The following is a 20,182-nucleotide window of genomic DNA, read 5'->3' as shown; positions in this document are numbered from 1 at the left end:
ATTACTCCCAACAAAATTTAATCCATCTTCAAAATTCTCACTGGCCCTATCAATCCTGACTTCATCAAAGGTGAATCAGCCTGATAAAATGGCATGGTTGTAAAAGTGGTTTTTTCAGCTCCGGGTTGGGCATCACCCACCAATCGATTGACCCAGGAATTGGCCACTTTTACTTCAAGAATATTTTCTCCTGATTTTAATCCGTCAGTTAGCTCAAGTCTAAATGGAGTCTTCCAAACTACGCCTAAGTTTTTGCCATTCAGCCAAACTTCAGCCATCACTTTTACCTCACCCAAATCGATCTCATAGCTGCTGGTTGGGTCTAAATCATCCATACTAAAAGTAGTTTTATAAGTAGCTACTCCAGAGAAATATTTTATTTCAGAATCAGGGTTTTCATGCCAAGAGGCTAATACAGGAAATGAAACAGTCTTACCAGCAATATCTACCTGCCAATTGGTATTCAATACGTTTACAGTACTTTCAGTTTTTGATTCTACAATAAAAACCTTGGCTTCTGACTGTTCTTCAAAAACTATAAAATAAGCATCCCATGACTCAAAATTCAAAGGAATGATTGTTCTACCATCCCTTATTTCATAAGAAACATCCTGAACTTTTCCTGAGATTGGACTCCAAAGCTTTGGTACCTTTCCAGAGATTCTAAAGCTCAACGTAGCCTTCGTAGGATTTACACTCCGATTATTTAACCAATAAATATCCCGATCCGAATCTTTCCTATGCTTAAAAAGAATTTTATGTATAGTCTCAGTGACAATCACATCGGGGCTTACTCTGATCTCAACAGTTGGACCTACATTATCCATTGCCCATATTTCCGAAGCTAGTTTTTGAAAAGCTTCCTTATCATCCGATAAACTCGGAGACATCCTTGGTTTTTCACCTATAATTCTCACACCCGAATCAGCCAAACCTTTAATTTTTTGCAATACAGACATCGTCATCAAAGAAGTGCTCTCATCCAGCATCAGAACGTTATAGGTGGCACCACTCGGAGCAATCAACATCCCATTTTCACCCGCTATATCTGCCTTTAAAATAGTGGCATTGACATAATCAAACTCATAGCCTTTTGGGATATCAGGAAGCTTTTCTCTAGAAATCCATGTGATATTGGTGTTTTCTCCATAGAGGTATAAGATGTCAGCTACATTCCTCCCCTGCTGTAACAAATAGGAGCTTCTGCTCAAATATTCTACCCAAGCGTGGGCCATCTCTGCCCAAGTTTCTTGTCTTGTAAAATATTGGCCAAAGGGACCTAAAGAAAAACCTGGTTTTTTATCATCCAGAGGCTGATGTACGGAAGTATGGATGACGAATCGATTCACACCAGAGGCCATTTCAAGGTCCGCCGTACGCTTTAACATTTCCGGGTGTTCCTGAAAAGGTTTCCCAATTGAAGTCATAGATTCTGCTGCCACAAAAGGCTTCCCAAAAATATTTGCTACTGAAGCTGATTCCCGAATGTCCGCCTCACTTCTCACTTCCTCCTCGGTTCCACCTCCCAAACTACCGGGTGTCCACATGGCTGACATGGGGATATCTGCATGACGCTTCACATCCATCCCATCTGCCAGATAAATCCGCCTGTTTTCGTGAGATTCTGTATAGCGTTTCATCCCTCTCTTTTTCAGTTCCTCACCAATCACATCGTAGTGATTAGTTGCGATCATCTCGCCAATGGTCTTCCGAAAATCCCAAAGAAATTTTTCACTTTCTTCTAAATTTCCAACAACTCTCCCCGTCAATACCGGTAAATATGAGACAAGCGAATATCCTCTTCGCTTTTCAAATTCATCTTGAAACCCAGGAGTCCAGTTCATATGGCCTGCCTCATAACTATCCAAGATCATAAACTCTAATCCTCCCGAACCTAATTTTCCGCCTGTAGCATCTTGGTATAAATCGAGGTAATGATTAATATATTTTCTGACCGCGTTTGGATCCAATTTATCCACTTCCAAGCCTGTTGCTTCGGGGGAAGCAGGGTGATTCTGCCTCCCTGTCAGAGAATACCCCAAACTAATAATTTTCCAATTACCTTCAGGAACATCCCATTCAAGACTCCCATCTGACTTTAATAAAGCGGTGAGATCAAGTACCTCGTTTATTTGTATGGCATCGATAGAATTGTCATCTATTCCATTGGAAATGAGTTCATTGTTCTCAGTCCATGGCGAAAAACCCGCTTTGTCCTCCACCTGATCAACTCTTGAACTGTTGTACAAAACATACTCTGCAACCTCTACCCCTTGCGGGCTAAGATCCTGAGGTGCTCCTGCCAAAATCGCAAACAAATTGGGCTGAGGAGGCAAGGTCTCCCAACACATCCTCCAATATTTTGCTGTCGTAGGTGGAAAAGCAACGGTATTAAAAGGAACCGTACTTCCTGAAACTTTGGCTACTGTCCGAAAATTAACCCCATCATCTGAGACCTTTAAGGTTCTGTTTTCAGGGCCTCCGGTAAATTCTGCCAAGGGACTGGCACTGGCTCCTGAAACGGCCATTGCCTTAAAAGTTTGTGGCTCATCAAATGCATATTGTACCCACATATCCTGACCAATCTCCATAGGAGGCAGCATCATTCCTTCACTAATGTCTCCATCAAGTAATTTTCCATTCTCAAAATCTCCCCCTGATTTCGTAATGGTCGGATTCAATTCATTAATTGATTTTTCAGTATCTGGAACACGAAAAGCTACTACGAGTGCATCTTGATAAAAATGGGGTATCTCACCAACAAATCCTTCATTCATCCCTCCTCCTTCCAATGCTGCATTTTGATATTTTCCAGTGACATCAGAAGGCCTCTTTAATTTCCCATTAAATTTCTTCCCCCCTTCAACAGAAGTTTCTGACCAAACATATTTCTTCATCCCATCTTTTGGCTCTACCCAAGGTCCTCCAGTTACGGACCAACCCGGCGAACCTGCAATCGCCATTTCCAACCCCTTATCACCAGCTAAATCGGTGGCCAATTTGAAGGCTTCCTTCCATTCAGGTGTCATAAAAACAAGCTTTTCTTTTACCACTACAGGTGTGAATAAATTGGCATCAAAGTTTTGAAATCCTCCAATTCCTGTACGCTTCATCCAGTCCAGATCCTTTCTAATTCCTTCCTGAGTGATATTTCCATTCATCCAATGCCACCATACTCTTGGCCTAGCTTCGTTTGTGGGGTTGATGAATTTTTGTTGCAATTCTTCGGAAGACGGGACCTGTTGTGAAAAACCATGGAAATACATTAATCCAAGAAGAAAACTCGCTAAAAACTTTTTCATAGGATGGTTTTTGATTTACTAAGTCTAATGTTTCAAATTGAAAATCCCATCCTGTAGTGTAAGGGATTATATTTGAACTGTATACTCCAATAAAGCTGATATCTTTGATAGAATCTTACTTCTAATTATGAATTCAATACTCGACAACCCTATATATAATTCACTCACTGGAGTCGATAAAGAAAAGAATCTCGGCACTGGAACGTATGCTTATTTTGACGAGGAAATAGCACCCTTTGTGGGATTGAAAAACTGGGATGTAGATTCCCAGAAAGTGCTAGCTTTGAATACTCCTGTCGAAAGAAATTGGTATCTCTTAATTCAACAAGAAGTGACCTTCATTGAAGACTTTGAAGTTCTTCAAACTTCCAATGCAATTCAGATGATCTGTCAAAATTTATCCGATGCGCCAACTACCAAAATCCCTGTCGAAATCATCCTATTAACAGAAAAAAGTATAGATGAAATGATTGAATTGACAACCCTCACCAACCCAGGACCATTTTCAAAAAGGACCATAGAATTTGGAAACTACCATGGGATTTTTATCGATGGAAAATTAGCGGCCATGGGAGGTGAACGATTTCATGTTGGTGGCTATGTAGAAGTTTCGGCTATTTGCACGAATCCGGATTTCAGGGGCTTAGGTCTTGGAGCAAAGATTACCCATTACATAACCCAATCCATTTTTGAAAAGGGTAAAACTCCTTTTCTCCATTCTAGGGCTGATAATGATCCTGCAATCGAGATTTACAAAAAACTAGGTTTTGAATTAAGAAGTAAAATGAATTTTTACAGCTTTATTCAAAAGTGAAACCATCTAAATTTTTTAGCTTTTTCATTAATTTATTTGTGAAAAGACACTTGAAAACTGGAGAGAATGATTTTGAATAGGCTTGAAAGTTATATGCTTTTCCAATCGGCTAATTTATTTTATTCTACCTTATTAGTAAATACTTTTTAACTTGAACATCATTTATTATTAATGTCTACACTCCATGAAATATCTTTTTAAAAGCAAAATCCTTTTTCTACTCCTCTTTATTACAACCCAAGTATTTAGTACAGGCATTAAGAATGATAAAACTTCATTTTTCCCACAAAACCCGGTTGAAAACACCTTAATAAAACATACAGTCGATTCCAATGGGCATCCAATGGCTGTGTGGGAGAAGAAAGCAGATAATCCAAAAGGACTTATTTTATTCGTCCATGGTAGAACTTATAGCAGTATTCCAGATTTTGATCTTCAGGTGGAGGGCGAAGATTTGTCATTAATGGACGGCATGGTAGAACAAGGGTATTCAACTTATGCAGTCGATTTGCGAGGGTATGGAGATACCCCGAGAGACCTAACAGAATGGTTATCTCCAGACAAAGCTGCAAAAGATATTCTTAACGTTTTAAATTGGATTTCAGCAGAAAATGCTTCTAAAAAAGTTCATTTATTCGGCTGGTCCATGGGGTCTACCTCAACTCTTCTTGCCACTCAAATGAATGCTAAAAATATAGCAAGTCTAACGGTTTTTGGATATTGGCAAGATTTGGACAATAAAATCCCAGAGAGTCCAAATAATATTCAGTTGGAGAAGATAGTAAATACAGTTGAGCATGCCGCCAGTGATTTCATCACTCCCGGTAGTATCAGTCAGAAGGCGATAGACACGTATGTGAGGATGGCCTTAGAACATGACCCAATTAAAGTAGATTGGAGGTTTTTTAGCCAGTTTAATGCGATTGATCCTTCATTAATTACCACGCCTGTTCTGATATTACAAGGCGAATTTGATCCAATTAGCCCAACAGAAAACCAAACAAAGTTATTCACAAGATTAAAAACAGCCGACAAGAGCTGGGTTGTAATTTCAGGGGGTGATCACGCCGCATTTTTGGAAACACCCAGAAAACACTTTATTCACTCATTCACTTCTTTTATAGATCGGTTTAATGAATAAATGAGATTGGAAAATCAGAAGGCTTTATTAAATGAATAGAAAGAATAGGAATTCAATTAATAACGCTGATCGTTTACCTTTTAATCCAAAATTGAAAGGTAAGCTCAAGTACAACATCTGATTTCTAATTCATTTTTTATCGGAGCCCTAAGGAATTTAAAAGAACAAAATGAGCAAGGTATCCCCGTTCACAGTGCAATCAACTCTAATAGCAAAATGCGAAACTAGAAGGTTTAGTTTGTATAAACCTGCATTCCGCTGTTCGGGATTTGCAATCCCGAACTCTTTTAATGGGATTTCCAATCTTTAAAATACAAGAGCGCCAGCAAGTTGTAAATTAGAAAACATATTCAAGTTGTAGTCCATAAGAATTGCAGGTAACAAAACACCTTCCTGTACAACAACTTTAAAATTTGATTTACTTCCTCTTTCCTGCCTTAGCATCCTAAAGAGATAAATCTTAGATTGCATCAGACCCATGCTTCCTCCTTGAGCATTGGATTCTGAATTAGAAAAAGCCATGATTAAATTATTTCGAAAAATTCGATACGAATTGTTGGAGAAAAGTAAAATGGGAAAGTATTTTAAATATGCTTTTGGAGAGATAATTCTTGTGGTCATTGGGATTTTGATCGCCATCCAAATCAACAATGCAAATCAAAAGCGCCAAGATAGGGAAGCCTTGGAAGGTTATCTCAGCAGCATAGTCCAGAACATTGAAAGTGACCTGAAAAAGGCAAAAAAAATCAATGAAACTCGTTTAGAACTTTTCCCCAGAATTTCACTTATCAAACGGCGGATGTCTCCAGAATATTATCAAATCCTTTCGGAAGTGTACGGACAAAATATCAATTCAAGCTACCGGTACAGCGTGGAAAACCTGGATTTTATGTCTCGAACTATTAATGATGCCTGGAATAAGATTTATCTGACTCCTAATCTCAGTGGATTTGAATCTTTGAAGAGCTCAGGTTACTTAGGCCAACTCCAAGGTACAGATTTAGAAAAACTTCTTTTCGATTACTATAATTTACTTGATGAGTTGACCATCCTAGAGAATAATTATAACGCCAGTCTTCAGAGCTCCAATGACGACTTTATCAGTGCTGATTTACCAGGAACTTTTGCTTTTTTTACCCCGGGAACTCGGGATTGGAATACTGAGTTGGAAGGTAAGCTTCCTGTTATGGTTGATGAGATCATTGAGCATCCCACCTTATTTCCTGTCATCTTTTGGCCATATGAAATCATTGAGAAGTATGAAAACCTACTGCTAAGAGGAAACGCCTTACAGGAAATGATTATCTCAGGAGAAAAAGAATTTACAACGGAAATTATTCAGCAGCTTGATCAGGTTTTTGACGAATACGGTGAAAAACCTTACCCGAAGGTCTTAAGAAATGCCCATAGCACACGTCATTACAATTATGCTGCCGCAAGCGCCTATAATAATCAAGGAGTGAATGTGCAATATTTAGGCACACATACAGCAATTCAATTTGCCGAAGAGCCCTGGGCCGTATCTTACTGGTTTCTTGGGAATGGTGTAGTTGACCCCAATCGTGTCAAAGACTTTTCGAATTTCAAAACGCTACGGCTTAAATTGAGAGGTGTGAAAGGAGGAGAAAAAATAGCAGTTGGCCTGAAAGATAAATCCAACCCAACAGATGGAAGCGAAACAAAGGTACCTCTGACTTTAACCAATGAATGGGAGACGTATGAAATTCCACTCTCTAGCTTTGCGCCAACACGTCTAGAGGAGCTATTTATCGTCACCTCGATCATTGTAGAAAATCAGGCTTGTACTATCGAAGTGGAGTCAATTGAGTTTTTGTAGGAATTGTCTTTAAGATTTATTTACGAAAAGCACCTCTGAACTGACATTTTTGCAACTTGGATTAATTACCAATAACTGGTTTATCTTTCTCTAAATCGGACGGATGTCACCAATTAGGGATATCCAAAAGTTGGTGATCATTTTAAACTAAATTCGCTCATGAGAAATAAAATAAAACTATTAAGCTTCGCCTGCTTGTTATTTCTCACATGCTTTGAAGTTAAATCCCAGAACAAGGACAGAGTAATCGAAGGCATTTCTCTCGATAGACTCCAACGCTATGACAACTATATCCAAGAAGAAATAGACAAGGACAAAATACCCGGAGCTGTGTCGATGATCATGCGCAATGGTGTTATAGTCTACAACAAGGCATATGGTTACAGTAATATTGAAGAGAAAACTCCCATGAGTTTGGATGCTATATTTTCAATTCAATCTATGACAAAGGCCGTTAATTCTGTGGCTATGATGATGCTTTATGAATAAGGGAAGTTCCAATTGAACGACCCTGTTTCAATGTATATTCCTGCCTTCAAAAATCTGCGAGTTATCAAAGATCCCAAGGATGGAAAGAATGGAGAAACCGTTGAGCTGGAAACTGAGATTACGATTTTTAACTTACTAACACATACTGCAGGATTTGGCTATGGCCCTTTTTGTGAAGGAAATAAATTGGATTATGACTATTTGGAGGTATGGAAAGAAGCAAATTCCCAAACAAATATCGCTTCACGAGTGGATGAATATTTGCAATTACCCTTAATGAATCAACCTGGAAAAGAATGGCTGTATAGTATTGCCAATGATATCCTGTCAGCTATAATTGAAAAATTCTCGGGGATGACCACGCGTGATTTCTTTCAAGAACGGATTTTCAAACCATTGGAAATGTATGAGACAGACTATAATGTTCCAGATTATAAGCAGTCACGAATCGTTCAGTTATATGCATATTCAGAAGAGGATAAACTTGTTGCAACGCCTCACAATACTCCATTTACAGGCAACACAATTTGGCAAGGCAAAAGCGGATTGTACAGTACCGTCTCTGACTTTAGAAATTTTTGTGAAATGCTTCTAAATGATGGAGAATGGAATGGTGTAGGAATCCTTAGTCGTAAAACTGTGGAAATGATGACTATCAATCAAACTGGGGATCTCTTCGGATGGCCGGGCTATGGATTTGGTTTGGGTTTTGCCGTTTTGGATGATCTTGCCGCAAGCAAAGACTTAGGATCGGAAGGATTATTTTATTGGATAGGTGCCTAAAACACGCATTCGGCCATCGACCCTGAAGAAAATCTGGTTGTATTGTTCTTTACCCAAAGCCAACCTTTTGATTTGAATTATCATCATAATAAGTTGCAGTTGGTCTACCAAGCAATAGTAGAATGAGGTATATTGATTTAGAAAAATCACCAACAAATGATAGAAATGAAGAACACTTCCACCTATTATCTCCTCATCATACTTTTAATTTCCAGTTGTACTTTTGATTCGAAACAATCAAATCCGTTTCTCCACCAAGGGGAGGGATTTGTAGAGGTAGAAGGTGGGAAAATTTGGTATGGAATTATGGGCGAAGGGGATAATACGCCTTTGTTATGCTTGCATGGAGGTCCAGGAGGTACAAGCAAGAGTTATTATAATTTATCCGAAATATCGAAAGAGCGTCCAGTAATCCTATTCGACCAATTAGGCACAGGACGATCTGATCATCATCAAGATACCACTTTACTAAAAGTCGAACTGCTCATGGAGCAAGTGAAAGCGATTAAATCAGAGTTAAACCTAAATGAATTCTATTTGGTGGGTGGTTCTTGGGGGGCAGCGCTAGCACTTGAATATTACGATCATTATCCAGAAGGTATAAAAGGAATAATATTCAACAGCCCATATTTCAGCACTCCAATTTGGACAAAAGATGCAGCAATGCTTGTGTCAGAACTTCCAGATTCTATACAGACGGCAATTCATATAGCTGAAAGAGATAGTGTCTTTGATACTGATTCCTATAACGCTGCCAATAGCTTCTTTGCACGTAGGCATGGCCGAAGAAAAGAACTTGTCAAACATCCCTATGATTCTGTGGAGTCCAACGGAAATACATTCATTTATAATTATATGTGGGGACCAAGTGAATTTACAGCAACAGGCACTTTAAAGAATTACGATAATGTTCAAAGCCTCAAAAAAGTCAAGGTACCTGCATTATTTACAACAGGTGAGTTTGACGAGGCCCGTCCAGAGACAGTTAAAAAGCTAAGTCAAATGGTACATGATGCTAGATTTGTAATCATTCCGGATGCTGGGCATTCTACCCTCAATGATAACAGACAGGCAGTAGTAACCGCTATTCAAGAGTTTCTTAAAAATCAAAAGAAATAATTTCAAAAAATATAACAACTGCAAATGATGGTAAAAACTCTGCTAGGTCTAGTCAAATAATTGAATCGGACTGGTTGTAATCCATACAGTAATCGGATGTAATTAAACTCTGATATCCTTACCAACCCGTATAGCTGACAGGATGCAATTGGTATAAGATCCATAATCTTAATTTTATTTTCAAAACCGAATTACAAATTCTTTGTAATACGAAAAGTATAGATGCTCCTGACAATTGTCGCGGACTACATTAATTCTAACCCTATTTCTCCACTCCCTGAAGAGGAATTACAATACAACTCGTCATCCCTCCTTTTTTCCTAAAAATCCTTAACTTATCTCTCTACTACCTACTTTACTATGAGTCGAAGATCCTTTATTAAAAAAACAACCTTAACCGGTTTGGGATTATCTGCCTTTGGTTGGCTAGACGCCCAGGCAATTTCTTTTTCCCAAAGCTTACCAAAAGTAAACCGAAATAGAATCGAGGACCGGATTAAAGCACTGGCTAAGTTTGGACAGGATGAAAACGGACATGGCTACCGGGTGGCATACACGCAAGGGGATATTGATGGTAGAAAATGGTTCATGGATCTGATGCAACAGGCAGGACTGAATCCACGAATCGATGCAGGCGGAAATATCATCGGAACAAGAGATGGAAAAACCCCAGCATTGAAGCCTATTGCTTTCGGATCACATATTGACATGGTACCTGATGGAGGAAATTACGATGGAACTTTAGGCTCTTTGAGTGCTCTGGAAGCTATCGAAATACTGAATGAAAATAAGATCACGACTGAGCATCCCTTGGAAGTTATCGTTTTTGGGAATGAAGAAGGAGGGCTGATCGGAAGTAAAGCCATGGTTGGGGAACTCACCAAAGAAGGATTGGGACAAATCAGTCAAAGTGGGCTTGTGATGGGAGAAGGAATTAGAGCTATTGGTGGAAATCCAGAGGAGATTGGTACTGCGGAAAGAAAGAAAGGAGATTTTCATGCATGGCTGGAATTACATATTGAGCAGGGAGGCATTCTGGATAGTGAAAACGTGCAAATTGGAGTAGTAGAAGGAATCGTAGGGATTTTGGATTGTGAAGTTACCGTAGAAGGATTTGCAAACCATGCAGGTACTACACCCATGAAACTGAGGAAAGATGCGATGCTTGCCGCTTCCAAACTGACGGTTGCCGTAAACGAAGTCATCAATAGTGTCCCAGGAACGCAAGTAGGTACGGTCGGTAAAATTGAAGCTTTTCCAGGAGCCTATAATGTCGTTCCTGGGAAGGTGAATATGGGTTTGGAGATTCGTGATTTATCTTTTGAAAAAATCGAAATGCTCTTGGCTGAAATTCAAAAGCGAGCCCAGACCATTGCCGAGGAAACCAAAACCAGCATCACGTTTAGAAGAGAACCAAGTTTCAACCTTCCAGCTTTGACCGATGCCTCTGTTCAGGAAAAAATACAGGAAGCTGCGAAAGCCCTTGGTTTGAAAACCAAACACATGCAAAGCGGAGCTGGACATGATACGCAACAAATTTCTTTAATTGCTCCCGTCGGAATGATCTTCGTCCCAAGTGTCGGAGGAATCAGTCACTCTCCCAATGAATTTACCAAAGCCGAAGATATGGAGAATGGAGCCAATGTGCTTTTGCATTCCATTTTGGCTTTAGACCGGAATTAGGAGTGAAAAATCTTTGAGCTAAGTTTTAAATCAAATTCTAGAAGTAAGTACTACCTATCAATGCAATAATATTTTATGAAATACATTACTCTAATAACGATAGCTATTTTTTCTGTTTCATTAGCTATGGCTCAAGAAAGCAACTCAAATTCGGAAGCAATCTATGTCCAATCTGAAGAGTTTAGAGCGCTAAATCTTCCATTTTCGCAAGCTGTTATTTATGGCGATATTATTTATGTGTCAGGGCAAATTGGAAACGTAGGTCTAAAACTTGTAGACGGGGGTATAATACCAGAAGCCCAGCAAACCATGTTGAACATTAAAAATATTTTAGAAGAAAATGGTTCGTCAATGGACAATGTAATAAAATGTACTTGCATGCTTGCTGATATGAGTGAATGGCCCATTTTAAATAATGAATACCTAAAATTCTTCCCGAATAACAAACCGGCAAGAAGTGCTTTTGGCACAAACGGATTAGCATTGAATGCGCGAGTTGAAATAGAGTGTTTAGCTTATATTAATAAATGATCGTCTGAGTCTTTCTAAAAACGAAACCTTTAGAGAGCTCCACTAAAGTACTCCTGAGCTACTTTCAGTAGAATCCATTCTATCCTTTCTCTTTTCTTAAATCATCTTTGCTTTTTCCTAGCTAACTTTTTCACACTGGAAAAAATTATAGGGTTAGATGTATTTCTCCTTCCAAAAGTGGTCTTTCGGTAATCACATCAAGTTTTTTGCATCTATCAAAATTGGTCCTTGATTACCATGAATTGTTCTAAAATCAATATATTCGGATGAATCAGATCAGTATAATTAAGGTTTGCATCCAATCATAATTTGATTTTAAGCATGGATAAAAAAAGGAGAAATATAGTCCGTAGCATTGCAATCTCCCCAATTTTATTAGGCTCTCATCGTCTCTTTGCGAGTTCATCAAAGGAAACCTCATCAGTAGTCAGACTACAATACAGTTTGAATGCCTATTCGTTCAATTCCATGCTAAGAAGTGGTGAAATGACATTTTTTGATATGATGGAATTTGCTGCCGATACCGGACTTAATGCTGTAGACTTAACAGGGTATTATTTCTCCTCCTATCCCGAGGTTCCAAAAGACACTGAACTCTTTTCTCTAAAAAGGAAAGCACTGGAACTTGGACTGAATATCTCTTGGACAGGTGTTAGAAATAATTTTGTAAATCCGGATGCAGCAGTAAGAAGCGTTGATAGAGAATTGATAAGAAAATGGCTTAGTGTTTCTTCCAGTCTAGGAGCCACCATAATGCGGGTGTTTACAGGAAACCAAACCTATGAAGGCTATACAAAAGATCAAGTGAAAGAATGGCTTGTGGAAGAGTTTAAAATCTGCACCCGTTATGGAGCAGAAACAGGGGTCATAGTCGGTCTTCAAAATCATAATGAGTTTTTATTTCAAAGTGAGGAAGTGATTGATATTTTGAATAGAGTGGACTCTGAGTGGTTTGGTTTAATTCTAGATATAGGAAGCTTGCATGCAGAGGATCCTTATGATGAAATAGAAAAGTTGGCTCCCTATGCAAATTATTGGTTCGTAAAAGAACATGTATTCCCAAATGGAAATCGAACACCCGTGGATATGGAAAAGATTGCAAGAATAATTAAGAATCAAGGCTATCGAGGATATGTTTCGTTTGAGAGCCTTTCCGAAGGTGATCCCAAGCCAATAATCACTTCCATGTTTAATTCATTTAAAACAGCATATGATAATCTTCCCTAATGACGAATAGAAGAGATTTTCTTAAAAAAGGGGGGCTGACTGCCGTAGCCTCCACGGCTTTTATCCTACCCCATTTGGCACAAGCATCGGAAAAAGAACGAAACGTCTGGCGAGCTTTGCCTCAAATAGATGAAGAGGAATTACTTTGGGATTGGGTTCGGAATGAATACTCAGTATCATCTACTGTAGCCAATCTGAATAATGGAAGTGTAAGCCCACAGCCCAAGGTCGTGCAGGAAGTACTTGAACATTACACCCGAGAATTTAATACCATTCCCTCCATGTATATGTGGAGCGAAGGGGACGCTTCCAGGGCAGTTCGGGAGCAATTAGCAGGATTAGCAGGCTGTAGTCCGGAAGAAATTGCCGTAAACCGCAACACAACAGAAGCGCTCAATACCGTGATTTGGGGAATGAATTACAACAAAGGCGACGAAATTATCCTTACCGAACAAGATTATACTTCTGTCATGAATACCTGGCAGGAAGTGGAGGCCAGATATGCCGTAACGCTAAAATGGCTTTCCTTAGCATTGCCAGTTGAAAATGATGAAGAAATAATAGAAGCCTACACCAGCGCAATTACGGATAAAACTAAGCTGGTGATGATTACCCATGTCAATAACATCAATGGGAACATTCTACCAGTCAAAAAAATCACTGCCGCCGTAAAAAGTATAAACCCTGCTATCAAAGTTTTGGTAGACGGTGCTCATGGTTTTGCCCATATAGATTTTAAGATATCTGATCTAGGCTGCGATTTTTATGGAACCAGTCTGCATAAGTGGCTTTGCGCACCTTTTGGAACAGGCATGCTCTATGTGAAGAAATCAGAGATCCAAAACCTTTGGCCTCTTTTCACACATGAAAATCCTCAAAGTGATCGAATCAGCAAGTTTTCAACTTTTGGAACTAGAAATCTTCCTGCTGAACTCTCCATTGCCAGAGCGATTGAGTTTCACAATACGATTGGGATAGAAAGGAAGGAAGCAAGGTTGAGGTATTTAAAAGATTATTGGATCACCCGAGTTGCGGACAATCCTAATGTGGAAATAAAAACATCTTTACAGCCCGAGTTTGCATGTGCTTTGGGTTCTTTCTCTTTGAAGAATATGAGTGATGGAGAGGTAGCTCAGAAACTGCTAAAAGATTATCATATTCATGTTACTCAAAAAGGTGATAAATCAGGTAAGTTTCATGGCTTACGGGTTACGCCTCATGTCTACACCAGAATTGAAGAATTGGATCGATTCATTAGAGGTATTCATGAATTAGCAAAAATATAGTTTAATTAACTATATGTTTAAAAAATCAATAATTTTAAGCCAAAAAGCCACCTCTTTATAAGGTGGCTTTTATCTTTTGAAATCAATTCTTTTTAAGAACAAATGAGACCCACAAATTTATTTTTTAGTGTCTTCTAAAAAGCGGTCAATGTATTGCTGACTTAGCTGGGAATTATCCTTGTATTTGATACGCAACTTTTCCAATCGTTCGTGAAGATCTTTTCTAATCTCAGCGTAAGCAGGGTCATCATACACATTTTTTAATTCCATTGGATCCTTTTTTCTATCTATCAGTTCCCATTCATCAATGGCATAATAGTAGTGAATTAGTTTATAATCCTTAGTCACAATAGCATAATGTCTATTAACCATATGCTCTGCCGGATATTCATAATAATGATAATACACCTCATCCCGGGTCCATTGATCTTCATTCCCCGTCAGGAGCGGCGTCATACTCTCGCCTTGCATATCAGAAGGAGCTTCCACACCGGCGATATCTAGGAAGGTCTGCGCAAAATCCAGATTCTGAACCATCGCATCTGATTTCATTCCGGGTTTTGTCTTACCTGGCCAGGCTACCAAAAGTGGGGTTTTGAAAGACTCATCATAAATAAAACGCTTGTCGTACCAGCCATGCTCTCCTAGGTAAAATCCTTGATCGGAGGTATACACGATGATTGTATTTTCCATCAAATCATTCGCTTCTAAGTAATCCAACAAACGACCGACATTTTCATCTACTGCTTTGATTGTACCTAGGTAGTCTTGCATGTAGCGTTGATACTTCCATCGCATTTTATCTTCTTCGGTCATCGTAGGATATGCCTCGATAAACTCCTCACTGATAGGATCGTAATACTTTTTGAAGTTTTCTGCCTGGGCAGGCGTAAAGCGCTTCATCTGATTGATAAATCGACTGGTATCATAGCCACCAACATCTGCAATTCCGAGCTGCTTAAGCACTTCAGGTTTTAGTTTATTATCACCTGACCATCCCATATGCTCGAGGATATTCATCTCCGCTTCCCCGGCGGCAGCTGTTCTTCCCGAATAATCATCAAACAAAGTTGCCGGCTCAGGGAAGGTTCTGTTAGTGAATTCATCCATATGTCTTTCCGCCATATACCAAGCTCTATGAGGAGCCTTGTGTAAATACATCAAAAGAAAAGGGTCTTCTTTATTTCGATCATTTTCCAACCAATCCAATGTCATATCGGTTACAATATCCGTGACATATCCTTCTACTTTGATATTGCCCTCATTTTTGGTGATGAATTCAGGATTGTAATAATTCCCCTGTCCAGGAAGTATTTTAAACTGATCAAAACCTTTGGGATTATTCCCGAAATGTAGTTTTCCAAACATGGCAGTTTGATATCCACCAGCCTGTAGTAATTGAGGGAAAGTTACGTTAGTAGTATCGAAAGGATACAAATTATCAATCTTCCCATTCATATGAGAATGCTTACCTGTCAAAATGGTTGCACGGGAAGGTGCACAAATAGAGTTAGTCACCGAGGCATTGGTAAACAAAATACCCATTTCTGCAATCCGGTCAATGTTTGGAGTTTCAATCAGACTGTTATCATATGCAGAAATAGCCTGATAGGCATGATCATCCGACATGATAAAAATGATGTTGGGACGCTGAGATTTTGTTTCTTCTGCTTGTTGACATCCTGCCAAAAGAGTGATTCCAAGTAAGAGCGTTAAAATAGAATTGTTGAATTTCATAGGGTGGGGTGATTTGGTTATCATTTCGAACGAGGAGGTGCGACGAGGAGAAATCTCTTGGAGGTCAAAATTGATAATGTTGAGATTTCTCTCTCCGCAAGCTCCGTTCGAAATGACCATGGTAGACAATTGACTCCTAATCTTTCTTCAGCAAGCAGGTAATGACTTTGAATTCCTCACTTCGAACTGATTACTGAAACAGTGTAAACTGTTTACTGTCGACTTTTTTACTCTCTTCGCAAGCTTCATTAAAGTTATCGTTTAATTTTAATTGCAATCTTAGTGTCATTTCGAACGAGGAGGTACGACGAGGAGAAATCTCTTACATATTCCTGATTTTTCTATTTGAGATTTCTCCTTCTTCGTCGTCGAAATGACTGTAATAGATACTGCTTACTGTCACTGCAAACTGATTACTGTTCATTTGACATTTTTCTATCCTTAAATATCTTATCCAAAAGCTCTGTATTCTTACCACCAGCGTAGGAATTGTTCTTTTGCAAATAGTCTAAATACTCGTCGATATAGCGCTGGGAAACCTGGGAGTTGTCGCCATACTTTTCTCTTAAACCATCCAACTGCTTGTGCAAATCTTCTCTGATCTCTACATAAGCAGGATCATCATAGACATTTTTGAGTTCGTATGGATCATTCTTTCTATCGATCAATTCCCATTCGTCCACATCAAAGTAATAATGCACCAATTTGTAATCCTTGGTGATAATTGCATAATGACGCTTCACCATGTGTACAGAAGGGTATTCGTAATAGTGGTAATAAACTGCATCTCTTGTCCACTCTCCCTCTCCTGTAAGGAGCGGCAGCAAACTTTCTCCCTGCATATCGGAAGGCGCCTCAACTCCTGCAGCTTCGAGAAATGTCTGTGCAAAATCCAAGTTTTGAACCATGGCATCTGATTTCACTCCAGCCTGAGTCCTGCCTGGCCAAGCCATAATCAAAGGGGTTTTGAATGATTCATTGTAGACAAAACGCTTATCAAACCAGCCATGCTCTCCTAAGTAAAAACCCTGATCTGAGGTATAAACTATGATTGTATTTTCCATCAATCCATTGGCTTCCAAATAGTCTAAAACTCGACCCACATTTTCATCAACAGCTCTGATAGTACCTAGATAATCCTGCATATACCGCTGATATCTCCACTTCATTTTGTCCTCCTCGGTCATCGTTGGATAAGCCTTTTTGAAGTCCTCAATCATTTTTTCATAGGCTTTATCCCAAACCGCACGCTGCTCCGGATTCATTCTTCCCACTTCTCCTTCAAATGCCGCTTTGTCCCAACCGGAAGTCGGCTCGATTCCTAATTCATCCAGTACCTCTGGGCGAAGTTTGGAGTCACCTGCCCAGTGCATGTCTTTCAGCAAGTTCATTTCTGCCTCATGAGCGGCCCTTCCTCTACCGGAATAATCGTCAAACAATGTCGCAGGCTCTTTAAAAGTACGATTGGTAAACTCCTCGACGTGTCTTCCAGCAGGAAGCCATTCTCTATGAGGAGCTTTGTGTAGGTACATCAACATAAAAGGCTGATCAGCCTTTCTTTCATTTGCCAACCAATCTAATGTCATATCCGTGATGATATCTGTGACATAGCCTTCCACTTGAATATTCCCTTCGTTCTTGGTAATAAAATCCGGATTGTAATACTTCCCCTGACCAGGCAAAATTTTAAACTGATCAAAGCCTTTTGGATTATTTCCAAAGTGTAGTTTCCCAAACATGGCGGTTTGATAACCTCCATCATGAAGAATCTGTGGGAAAGTCACATTGGTGGTATCAAAAGGAAAATGATTATCCACTTTGCCATTTATATGCGAATGCTTGCCCGTCAAAATCGTCGCACGAGAAGGAGCACAAATCGAGTTGGTCACTGAAGCATTGGTGAAAAGCATCCCCATTTTTGCGATTCTATCGATGTTTGGAGTTTCTATCAGCGTGTTATCATAAGCAGAAATTGCCTGATAGGCATGATCATCTGACATGATAAAAACTATATTCGGCCGCTCAACTTTTTCAGGGGCTTTACTACATCCCATGATTCCAAAAAGAAGAATCAGGAATAAAATTGGCAAAGAGAATTTGCTCATCTTAGTTCTAGGTTAATTGTATTGGATGGAATTCTGAATTCCCAAATTATTTAAAAGTATAAAATCATCTGCATTTGAGCCAATAAACAAGAAGATGATTATAAATAAACTTAAAGATGAACTAATGACTTTTTGAAAATTTTTAAATATCTCGAAAATACGAGTTCCAAAACAGATCTGTTCAGTTAATTGATTTTTAACTTCTTTTACGATCAGGCAAATTAGAATATGCGTTATTTTTAATCTTTATTCTTTCTGAATTCCTCTAGATGCTCTTCATCCAAAACTTTCAAAAAAATTATGACTCCGGCTTTAGCATGGCTATTGAAGACTTTTCCTTTTCTGAAGGCATTCATTTGATTAAAGGAAAAAATGGATCAGGTAAATCCACCTTGCTAAAAGCTATTGCAGGTATACATGAATTTAGCGGGGATTTTATCTTGAATGGGATCTCTCAAAAAAAAGATCCTGTCCCCTATCGAAAACTGGTAAACCTCACGGAAGCCGAACCGATCTTTCCTTCCTTTCTTTCATTGGATGAACTGATAAATTTCTCGGTAACTATTCTTCTTCCTGCAGAAAATCAGGTCCAACTTTTAAAAGAAAAACTTGATATAGGAGACTATTCCAAAAATCCGATTTCCTCTTATTCATCCGGAATGCTCAAGAAATCAGCCTTACTTTTAGCTTTCCTTGGAAATCCTAAATTGATCATTTTGGATGAGCCTTTCACAACGATTGATTTGGCAACACAAAAGGAACTCAAGAGCCTCATTCATTCTAAATTGAAAGACGGAATAAGTTTTTTACTAACTTCTCATATGTCTGATTTTGAAGGGTTTTTCACCTATTCTTCGATTATGGAAATCGAAAATGGAAAAATCATTTTATAAATGAGAGAGGTCTATTTTAAGTCTTTTGTTTCTCCTTTCTACAAAGCCTATCTGGGTTTTTTCATTCTTGTCTTTTTAATTTTAGGTGTATTCATGGAGCTGAAGCAGCACCTTATGATTGCTGAAAAAATCATGCAAATCCAATCTTGGTTTGGTATGCTGATCTTCTCATTTATTCTCTATAGTTTTCTACACCTCAGATTTCAGATCAAACTCCTTCAAGACCCAAGCTATTGGATCTTTCAAAAATTATCTTTTCTACCTTTTTCAAAATTTTCAAAGGATTTTATCTCTATTTGGTTTACAAATCACACCTTGATCTTGCTTTATTCTTTGATAATTTCCTATGTAGGGATAAAAAATGGAGCTTGGGATAAAGTAGTATTTCTATGGATCTCAATATTAATATTGACCCTGGTAACGCTTTATTCCACTTATAAAACACTTCATAGGTATTATCCTGAAAAGCGCATTCACCAAACTCGAATCATCCGGATAAAGCCTTATTTTCTTTGGTTTTCGTTTCACCTGAAAGAAAATAGACCCTTACTGCTACTTGCAGTCAAAATAACAAGTCTGATTTTATTGAATGGATTTTTTTATTCCTATTTCTCAGGGGGATATGATATGCGTTGGTTGGCATTTGGATTACTTATAAGTTCTTATTTCCACTATCCTATCTGGCAAGAAAAAGTTGAATTCAGCGAATACCAATTATATGTTTTCAAAAATCTTCCCAGGACTTTTAGAACGAAATTATTTCAGGAGTTTTCAACGATGACTGTGCTTGTACTTCCCGAGCTTTTGTTGCTTTTCTATCAAGGAAGGGGAATTACATCAATCGGAAATCAATTTTCTCTTTCTTTCTTCTGGGTAACTTTACAACTAGGAATTTATGGATTGTGCATATTCGATAAGAAAAAAATCAATCTGAATATTCCTTTCATCGCCTTTTTACTAGTTTTTCTTTCAATACTCTTCGGGGTCGAACTTTTATTTTTATCAATAATCTTCCTGATTTTCTATACCAGGTCAATTTACTCCCCCTATCAAAACTAAAAAAGGGTGAATTAGAAATTCACCCTTTTCTTAACCTATAACTCATTTAACTCTAATCTAAGATCTAACTAGAGAATCTTACTTAGTAACCAGTAAGGATTTAGATTGTTTTGCTTCTTTCAAAAATTTTAGATCCCATTAAAGAAGAGTTGATTTGGTTTTACTTGATTTCAAGA

The 20,182-nt window shown here is 38.6% G+C and carries 14 protein-coding genes and 1 pseudogene; 11 read left to right on the top strand and 4 right to left on the bottom strand.

Features of this window, described 5'->3' with window-relative positions; genetic code table 11:
- Positions 1-17: 17 nt before the first annotated feature.
- Positions 18-3,302, bottom strand: a complete 3,285-nt coding sequence (locus tag AAGF08_RS04880; protein ID WP_343509955.1) for a glycosyl hydrolase — start codon at positions 3,300-3,302, stop codon at positions 18-20.
- Positions 3,303-3,429: 127 nt separating this feature from the next.
- Here AAGF08_RS04880 and AAGF08_RS04875 point away from each other — a divergent pair, with 127 nt between their 5' ends.
- Together AAGF08_RS04875 and AAGF08_RS04870 are read left to right on the top strand one after the other, a co-directional pair.
- Positions 3,430-4,116: a GNAT family N-acetyltransferase gene (locus tag AAGF08_RS04875; RefSeq protein ID WP_343509953.1), complete on the top strand. Its 687-nt coding sequence runs from the start codon at positions 3,430-3,432 to the stop codon at positions 4,114-4,116.
- A 184-nt stretch (positions 4,117-4,300) separates the two neighbouring features.
- Positions 4,301-5,257 carry an alpha/beta fold hydrolase gene (locus tag AAGF08_RS04870; protein WP_343509951.1) on the top strand — a complete coding sequence of 319 codons (957 nt, stop codon included), beginning with the start codon at positions 4,301-4,303 and terminating at the stop codon, positions 5,255-5,257.
- Between the two features lie 306 nt (positions 5,258-5,563).
- On the opposite strand, the gene AAGF08_RS04865 is transcribed toward AAGF08_RS04870, so the two are convergent.
- Positions 5,564-5,779 (bottom strand): hypothetical protein, encoded by a 216-nt coding sequence (locus AAGF08_RS04865; RefSeq protein ID WP_343509950.1) that lies wholly within the window; start codon positions 5,777-5,779, stop codon positions 5,564-5,566.
- Here AAGF08_RS04865 and AAGF08_RS04860 point away from each other — a divergent pair.
- The 7 genes and pseudogenes from AAGF08_RS04860 (at position 5,778) to AAGF08_RS04830 (ending at position 14,212) form a co-directional block, all read left to right on the top strand.
- Positions 5,778-7,094, top strand: a complete 1,317-nt coding sequence (locus AAGF08_RS04860) for a hypothetical protein (protein WP_343509949.1) — start codon at positions 5,778-5,780, stop codon at positions 7,092-7,094. The two genes, AAGF08_RS04865 and AAGF08_RS04860, sit on opposite strands and share 2 nt — an antisense overlap.
- A gap of 159 nt (positions 7,095-7,253) precedes the next feature.
- Positions 7,254-8,366 (top strand): annotated as a pseudogene (locus AAGF08_RS04855) (serine hydrolase domain-containing protein).
- Positions 8,367-8,531: 165 nt separating this feature from the next.
- Positions 8,532-9,485, top strand: coding sequence for a proline iminopeptidase-family hydrolase (locus AAGF08_RS04850; protein WP_343509948.1), 954 nt, complete (start codon positions 8,532-8,534; stop codon positions 9,483-9,485).
- Positions 9,486-9,845: 360 nt separating this feature from the next.
- Positions 9,846-11,168: a Zn-dependent hydrolase gene (locus AAGF08_RS04845; RefSeq protein ID WP_343509947.1), complete on the top strand. Its 1,323-nt coding sequence runs from the start codon at positions 9,846-9,848 to the stop codon at positions 11,166-11,168.
- Positions 11,169-11,243: 75 nt separating this feature from the next.
- A complete protein-coding gene (locus tag AAGF08_RS04840) occupies positions 11,244-11,699 on the top strand; it encodes a RidA family protein (RefSeq protein WP_343509946.1) in 456 nt (151 codons plus the stop codon).
- Positions 11,700-12,020: 321 nt separating this feature from the next.
- The gene (locus AAGF08_RS04835; RefSeq protein WP_343509944.1) at positions 12,021-12,926 is read left to right on the top strand and encodes a sugar phosphate isomerase/epimerase family protein; all 906 of its coding nucleotides are present in this window, start codon (positions 12,021-12,023) and stop codon (positions 12,924-12,926) included.
- Complete coding sequence (locus AAGF08_RS04830; protein ID WP_343509942.1) at positions 12,926-14,212, top strand: aminotransferase class V-fold PLP-dependent enzyme; 1,287 nt, start codon at positions 12,926-12,928, stop codon at positions 14,210-14,212. The genes AAGF08_RS04835 and AAGF08_RS04830 overlap by 1 nt, the downstream gene beginning before the upstream one ends.
- 117 nt (positions 14,213-14,329) lie before the next feature.
- Here the strand turns inward: AAGF08_RS04830 and AAGF08_RS04825 are convergent, their stop codons facing one another.
- Positions 14,330-15,949 carry a sulfatase gene (locus tag AAGF08_RS04825; RefSeq protein ID WP_343509940.1) on the bottom strand — a complete coding sequence of 540 codons (1,620 nt, stop codon included), beginning with the start codon at positions 15,947-15,949 and terminating at the stop codon, positions 14,330-14,332.
- Positions 15,950-16,362: 413 nt separating this feature from the next.
- A complete protein-coding gene (locus tag AAGF08_RS04820; protein ID WP_343510196.1) occupies positions 16,363-18,003 on the bottom strand; it encodes a sulfatase in 1,641 nt (546 codons plus the stop codon).
- Between the two features lie 368 nt (positions 18,004-18,371).
- Here AAGF08_RS04820 and AAGF08_RS04815 point away from each other — a divergent pair, with 368 nt between their 5' ends.
- The gene (locus tag AAGF08_RS04815) at positions 18,372-18,947 is read left to right on the top strand and encodes an ATP-binding cassette domain-containing protein (RefSeq protein WP_343509937.1); all 576 of its coding nucleotides are present in this window, start codon (positions 18,372-18,374) and stop codon (positions 18,945-18,947) included.
- Complete coding sequence (locus AAGF08_RS04810; RefSeq protein ID WP_343509935.1) at positions 18,948-20,006, top strand: hypothetical protein; 1,059 nt, start codon at positions 18,948-18,950, stop codon at positions 20,004-20,006.
- Positions 20,007-20,182 lie beyond the last annotated feature (176 nt).

Origin of the sequence: Algoriphagus sp. SE2, from assembly GCF_039563885.1 — a bacterium.
Classification (GTDB): domain Bacteria; phylum Bacteroidota; class Bacteroidia; order Cytophagales; family Cyclobacteriaceae; genus Algoriphagus.
Note: the sequence above shows the minus strand (reverse complement) of the source record. Positions and strands in the feature narration are given on the sequence as shown.